Annotated in this window: 14 protein-coding genes; 9 read left to right on the top strand and 5 right to left on the bottom strand. The window is 49.5% G+C overall.

Annotation, left to right across the window (positions count from 1 at the left end; all coding sequences use genetic code 11):
* The first annotated feature begins 80 nt into the window (after positions 1-80).
* On the top strand, positions 81-1,538 hold the full coding sequence (locus tag Abor_RS08915) for an NCS1 family nucleobase:cation symporter-1 (protein WP_048841514.1): 1,458 nt from the start codon (positions 81-83) through the stop codon (positions 1,536-1,538).
* Here Abor_RS08915 and Abor_RS08910 read toward each other — a convergent pair.
* Both Abor_RS08910 and Abor_RS08905 read right to left on the bottom strand, forming a co-directional pair.
* Positions 1,489-2,145, bottom strand: coding sequence for a TetR family transcriptional regulator C-terminal domain-containing protein (locus Abor_RS08910; RefSeq protein ID WP_048841513.1), 657 nt, complete (start codon positions 2,143-2,145; stop codon positions 1,489-1,491). The two genes, Abor_RS08915 and Abor_RS08910, sit on opposite strands and share 50 nt — an antisense overlap.
* A 163-nt stretch (positions 2,146-2,308) precedes the next feature.
* On the bottom strand, positions 2,309-3,277 hold the full coding sequence (locus tag Abor_RS08905) for a carbon-nitrogen hydrolase family protein (RefSeq protein ID WP_048841512.1): 969 nt from the start codon (positions 3,275-3,277) through the stop codon (positions 2,309-2,311).
* Positions 3,278-3,372: 95 nt separating this feature from the next.
* On the opposite strand from Abor_RS08905, the gene Abor_RS08900 reads away from it, so the two are divergent.
* On the top strand, positions 3,373-4,281 hold the full coding sequence (locus tag Abor_RS08900) for a LysR substrate-binding domain-containing protein (RefSeq protein ID WP_048841511.1): 909 nt from the start codon (positions 3,373-3,375) through the stop codon (positions 4,279-4,281).
* Positions 4,282-4,393: 112 nt separating this feature from the next.
* Here Abor_RS08900 and Abor_RS08895 read toward each other — a convergent pair whose 3' ends face one another.
* From Abor_RS08895 to Abor_RS08885, 3 genes are read right to left on the bottom strand one after another with little or no spacing between them, the layout of a single operon-like run.
* Positions 4,394-5,647 (bottom strand): M20 family metallo-hydrolase, encoded by a 1,254-nt coding sequence (locus tag Abor_RS08895; RefSeq protein WP_048841510.1) that lies wholly within the window; start codon positions 5,645-5,647, stop codon positions 4,394-4,396.
* 36 nt (positions 5,648-5,683) lie between these two features.
* Positions 5,684-6,625 (bottom strand): 2-hydroxyacid dehydrogenase, encoded by a 942-nt coding sequence (locus tag Abor_RS08890; RefSeq protein ID WP_048841509.1) that lies wholly within the window; start codon positions 6,623-6,625, stop codon positions 5,684-5,686.
* Positions 6,626-6,649: 24 nt separating this feature from the next.
* Positions 6,650-7,522, bottom strand: a complete 873-nt coding sequence (locus Abor_RS08885; protein WP_048841508.1) for a dimethylarginine dimethylaminohydrolase family protein — start codon at positions 7,520-7,522, stop codon at positions 6,650-6,652.
* A gap of 416 nt (positions 7,523-7,938) precedes the next feature.
* Between Abor_RS08885 and Abor_RS08880 the strand changes: the two genes are divergently transcribed.
* The 7 genes from Abor_RS08880 (at position 7,939) to Abor_RS08850 (ending at position 16,568) form a co-directional block, all read left to right on the top strand.
* Positions 7,939-8,913, top strand: coding sequence for a LysR family transcriptional regulator (locus Abor_RS08880; RefSeq protein WP_048841507.1), 975 nt, complete (start codon positions 7,939-7,941; stop codon positions 8,911-8,913).
* Positions 8,913-10,517: an ABC transporter substrate-binding protein/permease gene (locus tag Abor_RS08875; RefSeq protein WP_244877885.1), complete on the top strand. Its 1,605-nt coding sequence runs from the start codon at positions 8,913-8,915 to the stop codon at positions 10,515-10,517. The genes Abor_RS08880 and Abor_RS08875 overlap by 1 nt, the downstream gene beginning before the upstream one ends.
* 43 nt (positions 10,518-10,560) lie before the next feature.
* Positions 10,561-11,286 (top strand): amino acid ABC transporter ATP-binding protein, encoded by a 726-nt coding sequence (locus tag Abor_RS08870; RefSeq protein ID WP_048841576.1) that lies wholly within the window; start codon positions 10,561-10,563, stop codon positions 11,284-11,286.
* Positions 11,287-11,533: 247 nt separating this feature from the next.
* Positions 11,534-13,852, top strand: coding sequence for a TonB-dependent receptor (locus Abor_RS08865; protein ID WP_084594457.1), 2,319 nt, complete (start codon positions 11,534-11,536; stop codon positions 13,850-13,852).
* Positions 13,853-13,910: 58 nt separating this feature from the next.
* Complete coding sequence (locus tag Abor_RS08860) at positions 13,911-14,756, top strand: sugar phosphate isomerase/epimerase family protein (protein ID WP_048841506.1); 846 nt, start codon at positions 13,911-13,913, stop codon at positions 14,754-14,756.
* Between the two features lie 19 nt (positions 14,757-14,775).
* Positions 14,776-15,816, top strand: a complete 1,041-nt coding sequence (locus Abor_RS08855; protein WP_048841505.1) for an isopenicillin N synthase family dioxygenase — start codon at positions 14,776-14,778, stop codon at positions 15,814-15,816.
* Positions 15,817-15,824: 8 nt separating this feature from the next.
* Positions 15,825-16,568, top strand: a complete 744-nt coding sequence (locus tag Abor_RS08850; protein WP_232015025.1) for a class II aldolase/adducin family protein — start codon at positions 15,825-15,827, stop codon at positions 16,566-16,568.
* The last annotated feature ends 124 nt before the right edge of the window (positions 16,569-16,692 follow it).

Here is a 16,692-nt window from a genome sequence, read left to right as displayed (position 1 = left end):
TTTATATCGAAACCGTATTGTTATTTTGACCCTTTGGTCAATAATATATTCCGCACATGCACCAATCAGGAAGACTCGCCATGCCCGTCCCCCCAGATGTCCAGACTGATACCCATTTGATAAACGATGATTTAGCCCCCATTAAAACCCGCAGTTGGGCATGGCCAGATTACTTGTTTTTATGGATGTCTAACGTGCATAGCGTTGCAGGCTACGTTACCGCAGGTAGCCTATTTGCCATGGGCCTGCCCGCTAAAGATGTTTTTGTAGCCCTTATTCTGGCTATTTGCATTGTGCAGGTTGCCAGTAACTTGGTGGCTAAACCCAGCTTTCTATCAGGCACGCCGTTTCCCGTTACAATACGCATGGTGTTTGGTGTTAAAGGCGCTTTAGTGCCTGCGTTTGTACGCGGGGCTATTGCGGTGGGGTGGTACGGTATCCAAACATGGCTCGCTTCTAATGCGCTCCTTATTCTCGGCTTAAAGCTCTGGCCACAAATAGCGCCGTGGGCCGATACCGCACACCATGGGTTTATTGGTCTTTCCCCCCTTGGGTGGGCCACGTTCATGACCGTATGGCTGCTGCAACTCTGTATTTTTTGGCGTGGTATGGACGCCATTCGGCATTTTATTGATTGGGCAGGCCCTACTATTTACGTCATGATGATTGCGCTTGACGGCTGGCTGCTTTGGCAAACACATGGCCATATAAATTTTCATGTTTTTGGCGCAGTAGAAAAAACCGGCTTTACCCCACGCCTGCTGGGTATTTTAAACGCTATGGCGCTTACAATTGCTTTCTTCTCTCCCATTATCCTCAATTTTGGTGACTTTGCCCGTTACGGCAAAACCATGCGCGACATAAAAATGGGCAATTTCTGGGGCTTACCTGTTAATTTCATGGGTTTTTCTATTTTAACACTTGCAACCATAGCCCTCACCCAACCAGTATTTGGCCGCATTATTATAGACCCGGTTGAAACCGTAACCCAAATTAACAGTATGACCGTGCTTATTGTAGGTATGGCTACATTCTTAACGGCAACAATTGGCATTAATATTTCTGCAAATTTTGTTTCTGCTGCTTTTGATTTTTCAAACCTTGCCCCCCATATTCTTTCATGGCGGCGGGGCGGTATTATTGCGGCACTTGGCGCTATTATTGTTATGCCTTGGAACCTCTACACGCGGCCAGAGCTGATACATTTTACTCTAGACATTTTGGGCGCTTTTATTGCCCCGCTTATTGGTATTTTATTGGCCGATTATTACAGCGTACAAAAGCAAAAACTAGTGCCTAACGCCCTTTATTCCATGAACCCCAATGACGCCTATTGGTATAAAAATGGCACTAACCCCCTTGCAATTCTCTCTCTAATTGCTGGGGTATGTTGTGGGCTTATTGTTCTTTTTGTACAGCCTTATGCTGCTTTACAAAATTTTTCATGGTTTTTTGGGTTTTGTGCAGGGGGACTGCTGCATATTTGCCTTAACCGTTTGCCTCTTTTGGCAAGCAAACAGAATCAACCAGTTGCATAAGGGTTTCTATTCCTTTTTCGAAGTCTGCCACGCTCAAGCTTTTGCGGCCTAAAACCGCAGCAAACTGAACCTGCATATCTGCATAAGCTTGGGTTGTAGACCATAATAGAAATAGAAAATGAGCCGGGTCTATTGGTGCAAATAGGCCTTGCTCTTGCCAGTGGGCAAATACAAGCGCTTTGCTTTGCACAAAGTCGCGTAATGTTGTGCGCAAAAAGTCTTGCACACAGCCACCACCGGCCAAAAGCTCATGCATAAATAAACGAGAGGCCGCAGGTTTACGCCGCGAAAACAGCATTTTTGCGCGTACGTACCCCTCCAACCCAACTCGTGGGGCGTGTTCTATTGTAAGCCATTCATCTGCATCGGCCAGCCACCCGGCTAACAACCGCTCAAGTGTGGCACGGTACAGCCCTTCTTTACTGCCAAAATAGTAAAGAATATTTGCTTTAGGTAACGCGCAAGCCTTGGCAATGTCATCTATCCGTGCCCCAGCCAGCCCATACGCCGCAAAAATTTTCTCTGCGGCGGTCAGTATACGCTGCGTATTATTACGCCTAGGCACACCAGCATCAGCAATACGGTTTGTCTTTGTTGTCACGCTCATTGCCTTTAGACTACGTCTCTCTCTTCATAAGGACGTAGCACCAAATTTCATGAGTTTAATAGACAAAAAACAAGATGCGCCACAGCACTACCCCCTAAAACCAGCACTGCCGCAGCACATGTAGGCCCCTTTGTGGTGCCCCACAACGCCCCTCAATAATGGCTTATTCTATGGCATCAGGTAAGGAGAGCGGGCCTGTTTCTTGCGTTGTAAACGCAACCGGGGTTTTAGCCGTTGTATCAACCTGCAAGCTAAAAACATCTGGCCGCGCGTAATGGCCGGCAACATCTAGGTCGTATTTAGCCCGAATAACGTCATCTAGGTCTATATCTGCCGTTAAAATAGCCTCACGGTCATAAACCGGGCCTGCAATAATTTCGCCAAAGGGGTTAACAATAACACTCCCCCCTTTAATAAGCACCGTCTCTGGGTTGTGCCCTTGGTGGCACTCATACTGCTCGGGTGCATCAGCTCTGGTCATGTATTGGCAAGCGCTTAAAACAAATGTGCGCCCTTCATACGCGATATGCCGCATGGAGGCTTGCCAGATGTCTCGTTCATCTACCGTTGGAGCACACCACACATTAATGCCTTGCGCGTACAGGCTCTGCCGCAAGGCTGGCATATAATTTTCCCAGCAAATGGCGGCACCCAAGCGTCCAGCTTCCGTCTCAAACACCGGCAGGGTTGAGCCATCTCCCTGCCCCCACACCAGTCGTTCGGTGGCGGTGGGCATAAGTTTACGGTGTTTACCAAGCAACGCACCGTCTGGGCCAAAGAAAAGAGCCGTACAGTACAATGTCGCTCCCTCTTTTTCTATAACACCCACCACAATATGCGCTTTCATAGTGGCGGCAAAAGAGCCTATCTGCACCGTTTCTGGCCCCGGCACCATAATGGCCGATTTCCAGTAGCGTAAATATTCCTCTCGTCCTTCAGGAAAGCGGCTGCCCATAACAGCGCCAAACGTTAACCCCTTGGGGTAGCCGCCAATATAAGCTTCAGGAAAAACAACCAACTTAACGCCTAATGCCGCTGCGGCCTCGCAGTGCGCTTGCATACGCTCTAACGTTTTGGGCGTATCAAAAAGTGACGTTCCGGCTTGTACAACAGCAACACGTAAGGGGGTCATGTTCATATCCTCTGCCTATAAACAACATGCTTTTAAAGAGACTGAACGTTTTGCCACTATCAGGCAAATTGATTATTATGATATTCTAAATCGCTATGAGTGATATTATGTCTCGGCTCGACTTTAATCTTGCCACCATTTTTTTAGTGTTGTGGGAGGAGCGCAGCGTGTCAAAAGCGGCCCGCAGGCTTTCTCTCAGCCAGTCTGCGGTCAGTGCTAGTCTTGCGCGCCTACGCGATGCCGCAAATGACGCCTTATTTGTACGCACCCGCACCGGCATGCAGCCAACACCCCGTGCCGTGTCTATGGTAGAGCCACTCCAAAATGGGACAGCACTTATTAAAACGGCTTTTTCATCTATTAGCGCTTTTGACCCCGCTACAAGCCGCCAACATTTTTCCATCGGTATGTCAGATGATTTTCAAATTGCGGTAGGCCCTTTACTTGCGCATACAGTGGCGCAAGCCGCACCGCATGTTTCTCTTACGTTTAGGCAAGCGAATAAACATAAGGTAGAATCTCTTTTTGAAGCGGGCGAAATTGATTTTGCAGTAATTGCCCAACCAGCCCTACGCTCTGGGCTACAACACCATGAGATTGGGCAATCTGGTTATGCCTGCCTGCTTGACCCAAAGGCCTGCGGTATAGACCTTCCCTTATCGCTGCAAGACTACCTGACCCTGCCACACGTGCTTGTTTCATTTTCTGGACGAGAAGGCATTGTTGACCATGTTTTAAAACAACATGGGCTTACACGCCAAGTACGCTCAGCACTCACTCATTTTTCAGCCCTGCCGCCCTTCTTGGTAGGCACACGTGCGGTTGCAACACTCCCGGCACATGCAGCCCAGTGTCTTGCCACCCTATCAGGGCTTACACTTTGCCCAACCCCGCTTGATTTAGGGTCTTATACTGTCTCGTTACTTTGGCAAAAAGCAACAGATAACCCATGGTTACGGCAAGTTATATACGATAGTTTTCAAAAAATACTGATCCAACAATAATGTTGCGGCCACTCCCGTATAGTGCTGAGCCCTGCCTTGTGTAGCCTAATAAAAAAGCGTGTGAGCCTAAACCCACACGCTTTTCAAACCATTATACAAATTGTGTTAATTTTTAAGAAGCTAGTAACTGTGCATCGGCTTGTAACACAGCATGTAGCAAAACATTTGCCCCCGCTGTTGCGTCTTGCGGTTCGGCACTTTCTGCTTCGTTGTGGCTAATGCCTTTCCAACATGGTACAAAAATCATAGCTGTGGGTACAACTTTTGCAACATAAACAGCATCATGCCCTGCGCCAGATACAATTTTACGAGACGAATAGCCCAATTTTTCCGTACTCTCTTCTACACAGGAAAGGCAGAAGGGGTCAAAATGCACAGCGGCAGAAACCCATGTTGGCTCAATGGCAATTTGCGCACCACATGTTTCTGCCAAATTGGTAAGTGTTTCGTAAAATTCTTTTTCCATACCTTCCAGCACACTATCTGTCGGGTGGCGTAAATCTACTGTAAACTGCACATGCCCCGGCACTACATTGCTGCTACCCGGCTGGCAGTCAACAATACCCACAGTACCCAAGCCATCTGGCGCATGGTTTATAGCAACTTGGTGCACACCATCTATCATGCGGGCAGCTGCCCACAAGGCGTCTGAGCGCATGGTCATGGGGGTTGTACCAGCGTGGGCATCTTGCCCAGTCACTGTAACGGTATACCATCGCATGGCTTGCACGCCGGTTACCACGCCAATGGTTTTCTGCTCGGCTTCCAAAACGGGGCCTTGCTCAATATGCAGTTCAAAATAGACGCTGGCAGGGTGCTGGCCACATGGCTCTTGCCCAATAAAACCAGCCTGCTCTAAGGCTTGGCCAAGTGTTATACCGTTTTTATCTGCCCGGCCCCGTGCATACTCTTGGGTAAACACACCACCAAATACGCCCGATGCCAACATGGGGGGGGTAAAGCGTGCACCTTCCTCATTTGTCCAGTTTACAACCTCTATAGGGTGTTGGGTTGTAATACCTGCTGCATGTAATGCACGCAGTACGGCAACCCCACCCAATACCCCTAAAATACCATCAAACTTGCCACCCGTTGGTTGGGTATCAAGGTGGCTACCCATCATAATAGGGGGCAAATCGTTACGAGCACCGGGCCTACGGGCAAACAGGTTACCCATTGAGTCATACGTAACCGTACACCCCAAATTTTCGCAGGTTTTGGTAAACCATGCCCTTACTTTTTCATCTTCATCAGATAAAGCCAAACGGCATATACCGCCTTTGGGGGTGCCTCCAAATTGAGCGGTTTCCATAAGGTCACGCCAAAGGGCTGGGCCATCTATTACCATATTGCTGTGCGCAACCATATTAACGTCCTTTATCTGCTCTTTGGCTTTACTGTTTTAGTACCCGGTATGCGGGTTACAAAGTAATGCGGGTTTTTCGCCCCGTTCTAATTGTTCAATAGCCTGCGCCACATACTCTGCCTGTTTGTAAGCAGAGGCTTCTGAGGCAACATGCGGCGTAACCGTAACCCGCGGGTGCCCCCACAGGGGCGACTGCTCTGGCAGTGGTTCTGGGGTTACGACATCAAGCACGGCACCACACAGCAAGCCGGTATCGAGTGCTTGCAATAGGTCTGCCTGCACAACATGCTCACCCCGGCCCACGTTAATAAACCCGGCCCCACGTGGTAGATTTTTCAAAAAATCGTAGGTTACAAGGCCACGTGTTTGAGGGGTGCTGGGTAAAAGGTTAACCAAAATATCTGTTGTTGCCAGAAATTCTGGCAACGCTTCTTGCCCCACATAAACCTGCACGTTAGGCACGCTGGCAGCAGAACGTTTCCACCCTGCAACCTGAAACCCTACGCGCGCCAAGTGCGTGGCAACATACGCCCCTAAGTGCCCTAAGCCCATAACACCAATGCGTATTTCAGCCGAGGTACGGGCAATACCGTTATAAACCCATTGGTGCTGGTTTTGTTGAATAGCCCAGGTTCGGGCATCTCGTAACAAGCCAATAGCGGCCCAGGTTACGTAATCGGCCATTAAGTGCGCCGTTTGCTCTCCACCCATACGCACTAACGGCACATGAACCGGAAAGTGTGGGTGTTGGAGCAAATGGTCTACCCCTGCCCCTGTGCACAAAATAGCTTTAGCCTGTGCCAAGGCGGCGTAATGGTCTGCCTCTGGTTTCCAGACCAGCACATAATCAGACGGTAACAGGTGTGTTTCTGGCGCGTACCACGAGCACACAGTTAAGTCTGGCGCGGCTTTTGCAAAGGCTTCTTTCCAGATTGCAAATTTGTCTGGGCCATCCGCACTAATAATAAGCCGCGCCATAATATTACACCTTAGTTTTGCTGTTTATGCTGGCAAAAGAGACTTCCTGCGCAAAGGCATGGTCATGCAATGAATGCTGCCACCCCCTTGAGAAAACTGGTTTAGCTCAGGGTCAAGCACAGTTAAACCTTCAGCACGCAGCATGGCGTTAATACGTGTTGAATGGAAAGGACTCACTACGCGGTCTTTACCCAGCGCCAGCACGTTACAGCCCATGTCGCGCATGGCTTCTTTATAGCTTACCGGCAAAAGGCGAATACCCTGCGCCTTGAACCACTCCAGATCTTCATCGGCCAAGCAGTCAACGGCTGCAATGGCCAGATTTTCTGCCACCATGGTAAAAATAACGTCCAGATGCAAAAAATGCTCCGGAAAGCGAATCATGCGGCATGTCCAGCCAGCCTCTTCAAACCAGCCAATAAACTCTGCAGCACCAGCCTCATCAGTGCGGCCACCACTCACGCCCACTGCCAGCAAACCAGGGCGAATGATATGAATATCACCCCCTTCAATATGCCCTTTAGTGCAGCTTTTCCAAATTTCGTCTGGCGCATAAAAAGCGCGAATTTCGCTTTCTTCGGCTACACGCTCTTTACGCATCAAACGGGTTACAACCGTGCCAAACGGCGTAGTTTGGGAGCTGTCACGGGTATAAACCTGATACGGCATATCAGCCTGAGGTTTTAAGAAGTGGCAGGTAACATCTGCCTCTTTCAAGGTGCTTACCAGCTCAGCAAACTGTGTGTTTAGGGCTGCGCGGTCAATTTTACCGCCATTTGCCATTGTTTGAATGGCAATATCGTTACTGGGGATCCACTGATAGTACTCTGGCGAGCAGAGCAGCACATCAGCCAGTTCACCGGTTTCGCTATCAATAAACCAGCGGTTTGCTACCATTACCGGAAATCCTTGAGATTGCTAAGTTCCCCCAGACTGTAACGGAAAAGGAACGAGTGCAAAATTAGAATTAACCGGAGTTCACTTTACAAAATCATTAATTATCGCGGTAAAAATATCTTTCATGGCCAAACCTCAAAATGAAAATTGGCTGTTTTCTGCCAAAAATCTCTACAATGCGTAAAACTACCCACACGCCACACTTTAGTCTTTACACGAGTTTAGAGGCATATTTGGGCTTCAACCTACTTCCCGGCCCTACGTTCTTACGGTAGAGTAACAGAATGCAAAGGGTAACCGAGGTCTTACTGTAGAAGTGGTGGCACGCTATGTGCGCCCCAAGCCCACGACCGCGCACCACAAGACTCTGTTTTACACCGCCCACCCGCCGCCTGAGAGAGGACTCGACAGATCAGATGAAAAGATCAGCCAAGCCCCTAACAGCCCCCACCCCACAGCGCAAAGCCACAGCGCGGCGCTCAAGTGGTTTTAGCGGTCAGGTTTCTGAAGTTGATTTGCGCCTGCTCCGTGTTTTTCATACTGTTGCTGCACAAGGCGGTTTTGCTGCGGCTGAAATTGCTTTGGGTAAAAGCAAGTCTTCTATCAGTCTTGATATTTCAGCCCTTGAAACACGCTTGGGCCTTAAACTGTGTAAACGCGGCAGAAGTGGGTTTTCTCTCACCAGCGAAGGGCAATCTGTGCTGGAGGCCACGTTAGGGCTTTTGCAAAATATTCAGCATTTTCAGCAGCGCATTAACCAGATAAGTGGCATTTTGTCTGGCACCTTCCGCCTTTACGTACCAGACAACCTGCAAACACATGGCGAAACACCCCTTATACGGGCCATAGAAACCTTTACCAGCCACCACCCAAATGTGTTCATGACCGTCCATTCGGCCAACACGCGGGAGGTAGAGGTTGCCGTAACCACCGGCCAAGCCACAGCAGGCATTGCACTATACCCACAAAATATGCCCGGCATGCAGGGCATCCCTTTGGTGTCTGAAGCCCTCAATCTTTATTGTGGTGCGCGTAACGCCCTTTACTCCGTGCCGGAAGAGACCATAACATTAGACGTTTTGGCCGCTCAACGCATGATTGCGGTCTCTGAAGCCGCGACATCTCCCCAATGGGACGAAATAAGAAAACACCTGTCGTTTAGAGCGGCGGCTGAAAATGTTGATGCCCGTGCTCTGCTTATTTTGTCTGGCAACTTCATTGGTTTTCTACCCGAAGCCTTTGCAAAACCTTTAGTTGACCGCGGGCTGCTCCGGCACATCAACTTCAATAATTTACAACTTATCACCTGCTGTCATTTTTTAGCGCGCACATCTCCCGAAACAGAACTCATGGTTGAGACGTTTCGCGCCTTGTTGGAAGACTCATACTAATGGCTGCTCTTTCTTTTTTTGCTGCAAAAAACAAGGTTTGTAAGCCAAATAAGTGGGCCTCTGCCTTACTTATTGGGCTGCTTGGCACCGGGCTGGCACTCAGCACGCCTACCATGGGCCGTGCCCAAAGCAGCTCGGAGACTGTGCCCTCTTTTGTACAAGACGGCACATTAACCGTATGCACAAACCCGACCCTCCCCCCCATGACCTTTATTCAAGGCTCAGACGCCAGCAAGCCAGAAGGTATGGATATTGACGTTGTGCGCGCACTTGCACAACGGTGGCATGCGTCTTTGTCTTTAATAACAATGGACTTTACAGGGCTTTTCCCGAGCCTTGCCGCGCAACGTTGTGGGTTGGTTATAAGCGGCATTATACAATTAGCAGACAGAGAAAAGAATTTTGACGCAGTAGCCTACCAAGAAACAGCGTTAACCGTTGTAGCGCGCGCCAATACCCCCCCCATTAAAAGCATGGCCGAACTGTCTGGCAAAACCATTGCCGTGCAAGCAGGCACAAGCTACGCAGCCCGCATAGAGCGTGAAAATGTAAGCCTGGCCGCCGCAGGTAAAGCCCCTATTCTTGTGCAGCAATACCCAACAGAAGACCAAGTGGTACAGCAGGTGCTTATTGGCCGGGTATTTGCGTTTGTTAGCCAAGATGTAGAGCTGTATTACCGCCAAAAACAGTTACACGGTAAAGTACGCATTATCCTTAAACCCGACTACCAAGACTACCGCCATTTTGCGGCCTATTTGCGCAAAAATAAGCAAGACCGTGCCTTATTGTCCCAAACCATAGCAGAGCTAGAACAAGACGGAACACTCGCAAAACTGCGCCAAAAATGGTCTCTCTCCTCGCAGGCTGAACAAGCCCTAACGGCAGATGAAAGCAGTGGTGGGTTTAACTGGCAGTCTTTCTTCTCTGCGCTTTTTTCGGCAGCCTTTTTGAAAGGGGCAGCACTTACGCTTGGGGTTGCCCTTCTCTCTCATTTTATTGCTATTCTTATCTCTATTCCTATGGCTGTTGCCTTAAACAGCCACAAAAATTCTGCGCTTAAATGGGTGCTTAAAGCATATGTATCCATTTTCCGTGGGGCGCCCACACTGTTGCAGCTTTTGTTTATTTGGAATGCTTTGCCCCAGTTTTTTCCTATTTTTAGAGAGCAATGGTTCACACCATTTCTCGCCACACTTGTCGCACTCTCTATTAATGAATCCGCCTATCAGGTTGAAATTAACCGAGCAGCCCTAAGCGCAGTTGATGGTGGGCAAGAACTCGCAGCCGATGCCTTAGGCATGAAGCGCAAACAGGTTTACCGCTACGTTATTTTTCCGCAGGCTTTACGCATTGCTCTGCCACCAACCATTAACGAGTTTATTAGCCTGTTAAAAACGACCTCGCTCGCCTCTGTCATTTCCTTGCAGGAGCTGCTGGCTATTACACAGGTGCAGGTCGCACGTACGTTCGAGTTTACAGAATATTACGCCGCTGCCTTGGTTTATTATTTGGCAATGGTGTTCTTTTTTCTATTTTTACAAAAACGTGTTGAACGCCGTTTTTCATGGGCCGACCGTAAGAAAGCAACAGCCAATGCAGCCTAACCCTCTCCCCCACGGTAGCCCACAGCCTGCACAGCACCCCCCCATGATTGCAGTGCACAATATGAGCAAACTCTACGGAGAGTTTGTTGCACTCGACCGCCTCAATTTTGACGTGCAACGCGGTGAAAAAATTGTAGTGCTTGGCCCTTCGGGGTCTGGCAAATCAACGCTTATTCGTACGTTTAACCGCATAGAACCGCACGATAGCGGGAGCATTATAATAGACGGAAAAATTATTAACGAAAAAACAAGCCTTACAGAACTACGCTGTATGGTGGGTATGGTTTTTCAAAACTATAACCTCTTTCCACATCTTAGCGTGCTGGATAACTGCACATTGGCTCCTCAGCTTGTGCGTAATGTTGCCCGCAAAGACGCGCAAGAAATGGCCCATAATTTTCTCAAACAAGTGGGCATACCAGAGCAGGCTCATAAATACCCCATTCAACTTTCTGGTGGGCAGCAACAACGTGTTGCGATAGCCCGTGCCCTGTGTATGCAACCCGAAGTTATGCTGTTTGACGAACCAACCGCAGCCCTAGACCCAGAAGCCATAACCGGCGTGGTTAGCATTATGGACACTTTGGCTGAGCAAGGCATAACCACCCTATGCGTTACCCATGAAATGGCTTTTAGCCGCCGTATTGCAGATAAAATTGTTTTTATGGATCAAGGGCGCATTCTTGAAATAACACCACCTGAGCAATTTTTTACCGCACCACAAACAGAGCGTGCACAAAATTTCTTGAACCAGATGATCCGTTACTGAGACCAAACACGAGCGGGTACAAAAGTAAGATTTACAACATTCCAAACGAAACGACCCATAACTTCGTTATTAATTTGCAATGAAGTCGTTACCCGGGTGGCCGTTCCCACCCCAGCAACCAAGGGGATCTGATGACCGCCCGTTTTTCCTTTCTACCACTTAAAGCGACTTTGGCTGCCCTGTCGCCCATGCTGGCACCGCATGCCTCCACCTTTTCCCTACACGTCCTAGCGCAAGGAATGCAGGCATGACATTCCCCTCCCGGTTCTCTTTCTCCAAAGCCCGCCAGCAGGCTACCCGCCGCAAACTGGCACTCACAGCTTTGCTGTTGGGCACCACGTCTGCCCTGCCCGCGCTCGCCGCTGTAGGCGCGCAACCAGCCCCCCATGTCACCAGTAGTGTGCATGCAAAGCCCGCCAAGGCAGCAACGCCTGTTGCACGCCGTAAGGCCCGTGGCCCGCACAAAAGCACATCACCCGAAGATATTCAGGTTGTGACAACCCGCACAGCCCGCTACCTGTCCCAGCCCGGTACAGTCAATATTATGAGCGGGAAAGAACTGCGTGAACTCCACGTTGAAAGCCCCAAAGAAATTGCGGCCTTCACCCCCGGTGTAACCGCAGTCAATGCAACCTCTGGCAGTTCTCCCATTTTCTCTATTCGTGGCGTTGGGCTAGACGACTATGTTGGCACCAACATGGGCGGTATTGGCATTTACCTTGACGGCGTGTTTGCCCCGTACCCTGCGCTTTACAACGGCCAAATGCTCGATATTGAAAACGTTGTGGTAGAAAAAGGCCCGCAGGGTTTTGACATGGGCCGCAGCACCACGGGCGGTAGCGTTAATATTACCTCTGTCAAACCTTCTGACAAATTTGGCGGTTATGCTGAATGGGGTTATGGTAGCTACAATACAAACACCGGCAAATTTGCCATTAACGTGCCCATTACAAGCAAAATTTCAAACCGCACTGCCTTTAGCTACACTAAAGGCGATGGCTGGCAGCACGATATTAACACCAACCGCCGCTATGGCGCGCAAGATTTGCTGGCTATCAGAAACCTGACCAAATTCCAGATTGACGATAAAAGCTCAGCTTTGCTCAATATCCATTACACCCGTGACCGTGGCACGCCTATGTCTCCGCAGGATGTCGATGGTGATGCGGTTAACGGCACCCCCACTGGTACCATTGGTGTTGGCCCAAATGCACGCTTTAACCAAGTAAATGTTGGCCAAGACCGCGTTGGCCGCAAAGAAGATGGTGGTGGTGCATCGCTTTCTTTCGAGCGCGTATTCAACTTTGGTGTGTTTAGCTCGCAAACTGCAATCGATATGTATCGCCGCAGCGTTTACGACAACTACGATGGTGAGTCTGTGCAGGTAGGCGACTACCACTGGAACGACACCTATCTGGCACAGTCACACGACATGCACCTGCGTACTAATATTGCCAAAATATTCCATTTAACAGTGGGTATTTACGAATCTTATGACAAGATTGACGGTGCTTACACCAGTTACCGTGGCTTCCTGTTTGACCGACCCGAAGCAAACCTGACTGACCATTTCAGTCAGCAAAACCTTTCAACTGGTGTGTACGTTAATACAGTTACCAATATTACGCACAACCTAGACTTTATTGCCTCCGGCCGTTTCTCTTACGATGAACGTGGTTTTCATGGTGGCACTCGTAACGATAATGGTGTGCTTGGCAGCCCTGCTGGTAGCAACCTGTCTTACCTCAATACCAGCCATAATTATGAGCGTTTTACGGGCCGTGTAGGCTTACGCTACCAAGTTGTACCGGGCACCTATCTGTATGGTACCATTTCAAACGGGTATAAAGCTGGCACTTATTTTGCGGCACCCGTTTCTGCACCGCAGGCGTTGGACTATGTGCGCCCAGAAAACCTGATTGCTTATGAAGTTGGTGTAAAATCCAGCCTGTTTAAAAACAAACTTACGGTTGAGGGCTCTTTGTTTGATTATGAATACCATAACAGACAAACCCTTTTTGTTGCAGAAATGCCAGGAGACATTACCTCTCTCAGCCTCGGCTCAATTTCTCGTGCCAGAACACGCGGTGGTGAGTTGTCGTCAGCTATTCACGATTTAATTCCCAACCTCGACCTACGCGGGTCTTTCGCCTACCTTGATGCCCGCGCCATTTCTGCCGTTAACAACATTGGCGGCCTGCCTCTTCTCTCAAATGTTGATGCGCATTCTGCCCTGCCATTTGCACCGCGCTTTTCATGGAGTGCCGTGGCTCGTTATGGCATAGACATCAACCGGTACCGTTTGACCCTACAAGCCAGCTATACATGGAAAGACAATATGCTGGTTGCCTTGGGTGACCCCAACGGCCAAACCAACAAAATTAGTTCCATGGGGCTACGTATGGAGTTTGCACCTAAAACCAGCAAATGGACGGCTGCTGTGTATGTAGACAACATGCTCAACAACCACGGCAATACGTACTCCTTTACCGGCAGCGACAACAGCCGTGCGCAGTATTTGCAAACACCACGCTGGATTGGTGTAGACCTGCGCTACAACTTCTAAGCCTAAAAGCTGTGTTGCTGCCTAAACGCAGCACAGCTTATCTTCTGAGAGCAAAATTATGCGTCTAGAAGTTTTTAAAACACTCTGGGGCGATACCCGCCCATGGCACCATGCCATAGAAGAGGTAAAAACCGCCGGTTTTACCGGGCTTGAAGCCCGCATACCCGCAACAAACGCCGAGGCCCAACACCAAGCCCACCTGCTCCAGCAGGCCACTATGCCCTACATTGGCATTGCCATGACAGGCGGCGGCGTTGTGCCAAAACAAGATGCTACCCTTGAGAGCCACCTAAACGACCTACGCGCTATAGTAGAGCGTGCAGCCCTTATGGCACCACGCTTTATTAATGTGCTGGGGGGTAATGACCGCTGGAGCGCTGCCCAACAGGCAGACTTTATTACTCAGGCCCATGCTATAGGGCAGGAGGCGGGCATATTGTGCGTGTTTGAAACACACCGCTCCCGCATTTTGGCAAACCCATGGGTTACACTCGATGTTTTACCGCAACTCCCCCAAGAGGTCTTGTTTACACTCGACATAAGCCATTGGGTTGTTTGCTGTGAACGCCTACTCAACGACCCAGCAGATGATTTTTCTGCTTTTTTTGAGCGCGTGCACCATATCCAAGCCCGCATAGGCTATGATCAAGGCCCACAAATACCCCATCCTACCGCGCCAGAGCATGCCGCGGCGCGGCAATTCCACCAACAGGTTTGGGAGCAAGTATGGCACGCCCAAAAAGCACGTGGCTATACGCTCAGCACCCTTACGCCAGAATGTGGGCCAGATGGGTATGTTCATACTCTCCCCTTTACCAATGCCCCCGTGGCAGACCTGTGGGAAATGAACACATGGATAGGCCAAACGGAGCAGACGCGCTTTCAAACACTCTTCCCTCAATAAGCCAACCGGACAAAGTGCCATGACAGAGACTGAAACTTTTACCTCTATTCCTGTCGTTAATATTGCAGGCCTATACAGCGCTAACGTGCAAGACCGTATGGCCGTGGCAGAAGAGCTTGGCCATGCTGCACGCAATGTTGGCTTTCTCTATATTTCTGGCCACCATGTTCCGGCAGAAACAATTCAGGCTGTGCGCGATGCCGCTAAAGCATTTTTTGCACAACCTTTCGATTATAAAATGAACTATTACATTGGCACCTCTGCCACCCATAAAGGCTTTGTGCCAGAGGGAGAGGAAGTCTACGGCAGCGGCAAACCCGACCATAAAGAAGCCTTTGATATTGGCTTTGAAGTGCCCGCAGACAACCCTCTAGTGGTTGCCAAAACCCCTTTGCTTGGCCCCAACAACTGGCCAACCGTACCCGGCTTTAAAGAAGCCGCACAAACTTATTACAAAGCCGTTTTTGCGCTAGGCCGCACGTTGTTTCAAGGCTTTGCCCTCGCTCTGGGACTACCAGAAACCTATTTTGACGATCACGCCAATTTCCCCCCATCAAAACTGCGTATGATCCATTACCCCTACGATGCAGAAGCCCAAGATGCGCCGGGCATTGGTGCCCACACAGACTATGAATGTTTTACCATTTTGTTAGCAGACCAACCGGGCCTTGAGGTAATGAACGGTCATGGTGACTGGATAGACGCCCCGCCTATTCCCGGCGCTTTTGTGGTCAATATTGGGGACATGCTTGAGGTTATGACCGCAGGCGCTTTTGTGGCCACAGCACACCGTGTGCGCAGCGTTAAAGAAGAACGCTACTCTTTCCCACTTTTTTACGCCTGCGACTACCACACTCAAATTCGCCCTCTACCCGCTTTTGAAAGCGGTAGCCAAGAGTATGAAACCATTACAATTGGCGAGCATATGTGGGCGCAAGCTCTCCAAACCTACCAATACCTGACACGGCGCGTTGCTGCAGGTGAAATTTCGCTCCCCCAAGGGGCGCGTAAAACTGCTACATTTGGCCACCTGCACAAAACAAAAACATCTGCCGAATAAAGAGAAATATGATGGTTAATACAACACAAACCGAACAAGCACTGCGCGAAGACCTAGCCGCAGCATATCGCCTTATGGCACATTTTAACATGACAGACCTGGTCTACACTCATCTGTCTGTGCGCATACCCGGCGAAGACCACCGCTTTTTGGTCAACCCCTACGGTCTTTTGTTTGAAGAAATTACCGCCAGCTCTTTAGTGGTGGTTGATGCAAACGGCCTACCAAAACAAGAAACCTCTTGGCCAGTTAACCCGGCTGGGTTTGTTATACACTCAGCCGTACACCGTAGCAGGCCAGACGCAGCCTGCGTTATGCACACCCATACCGTACCCGGCATGGTTATTGCGGCACAAGAAACCAATATTCTCCCCCTCAACCAAATGAATATTGAGTTCTATGGTTCTGTTGGCTTTCACCGTTATGAAGGCATTGCCGCAGATGACAACCTGAGCGAGCGTGAACGCTTGGTCAAAGACCTTGGCACTAACAGCGCACTTATTTTGCAAAACCACGGCTTACTAACGGTAGGCGAAACCGTAGCCCGCGCATTTTACCGCATGTATTACCTAGAGCAGTCATGCCGTATCCAGATTGCCGCGCAATCCACAGGCACACCGCTCCATATTCCCTCTGAAGAAAAAATACTGCGCACTAAAAAACAGTTTGATGAAGACCCCGACCAAGGTCGCATGATCTGGAGCGCACTCCGCCGCAAACTAGACCGCGAGCAACCAGACTATAAAAATTAAACACTCCGCTAAAGCCCTGCAATACAAAGCAGGGCTTTGACATTGCCACTATCTGCTCTTGAAAATCTCACTTTATACAGGGTAGCTGTCAAATACTACCGTTCTACCCAATAACAAACAAAGT

Origin of the sequence: Acetobacter orientalis (assembly GCF_000963965.1) — a bacterium.
In the GTDB taxonomy this organism is placed as follows: domain Bacteria; phylum Pseudomonadota; class Alphaproteobacteria; order Acetobacterales; family Acetobacteraceae; genus Acetobacter; species Acetobacter orientalis.
The sequence above is the reverse complement of the archived record's forward strand: the minus strand, read 5'-3'. Positions and strand labels throughout refer to the sequence as shown.